Below are 950 nucleotides of genomic sequence, written 5' to 3'. Positions count from 1 at the left end.
CTGAGCTTATGCTGGAAATCTTTTCTCTGGTTCTTTATCTTTTCATGACATAAAGCTACCCTTTTTTTCTGTTTCTGATAGTTCCGGCTTTCTTTTTCACAGTGGGAGAGCTTTCTCTGTTCTCTTGCAAGTTTTTTCTCTGCTTTTCTGTAAAACATAGGGTACCCGGCTCTTTCTCCTGTAGAAAATACACACATTCCCTGCATGGCAAAATCGATCCCAAGAAATCTCTCTGCCGGTCTTTTTTCCACTGTTTGGTTCTCACAGCAGAACAAAAGGCTGGCAAAATATTTCCCGGATGGCTCACGGCTCACAGTTACAGACTTCAGTTTCCAGTCTGATGGAATCTGACGGTGAAGTTTTATCCTTATGACGGACATCTTTGGAAGTTTCAGATGGGTATCCTGCAAAAGGATATTTCCGTTTAGTGCATTGGTCGTATATGAATTTCTTGCATGCTTCTTTGATTTATAACGTGGAAATCCGCAGGCTGGTTCCCGAAAAAACTTCCGGAACGCACTTTCCAGATGCAGCTGCGCATTCGCCAGGGCAAGGGAATCCACCTCCTTCAGCCATGGATATTCCTTTTTATATCCGGCCGGTGTGTTCCGGAGCATCTTTTTTTCTTTCTGGTAATAGCTGATCTTATCTGCAAGCATCTGGTTATAGATAAAGCGGCTGCAGCCGATTGTTTGCTCTATCTGAACTCTCTGCTCTTTATTTGGATAGATCCTTATTTTTACGGCGCGGTTCATTCTTCTCACCCTGGCTTTCTATATACTGCCGTATCGTTTCAATCGTTGCTCCGCCTGCACTGAGCAGACCGAAGATCTGACCCCAGAATGCATCTTTCATGGTCTAACTCCATTATATTTATCATCTTTTTTCTTATATCGACGGATATGTATTTATGAACTAATTGTTCTTTTTCAGTATACTACATCAGGGAA

At 42.3% G+C, this 950-nt stretch carries 2 protein-coding genes; both read right to left on the bottom strand.

Annotated features, from left to right (window positions below; genetic code table 11):
* On the bottom strand, window positions 1-755 hold a 755-nt coding region (locus NE638_RS17810; RefSeq protein WP_173746869.1), incomplete at its 3' end, for an RNA-guided endonuclease TnpB family protein.
* Window positions 718-855 carry a hypothetical protein gene (locus NE638_RS17805; protein ID WP_199579967.1) on the bottom strand — a complete coding sequence of 46 codons (138 nt, stop codon included), beginning with the start codon at window positions 853-855 and terminating at the stop codon, window positions 718-720. The genes NE638_RS17810 and NE638_RS17805, both read right to left, overlap by 38 nt.
* Between the last annotated feature and the right edge of the window lie 95 nt (window positions 856-950).

It is taken from the genome of Blautia sp. MSK.18.38, assembly GCF_024460535.1.
GTDB classification, from domain to species: Bacteria; Bacillota; Clostridia; order Lachnospirales; family Lachnospiraceae; genus Blautia_A; species Blautia_A fusiformis.
The sequence above is the reverse complement of the archived record's forward strand: the minus strand, read 5'-3'. Positions and strand labels throughout refer to the sequence as shown.

Bases quoted from the DNA above. Each gene is read 5' to 3' on its own strand.
- NE638_RS17805 (WP_199579967.1), bottom strand. From the start codon at position 855: ATGAAAGATGCATTCTGGGGTCAGATCTTCGGTCTGCTCAGTGCAGGC.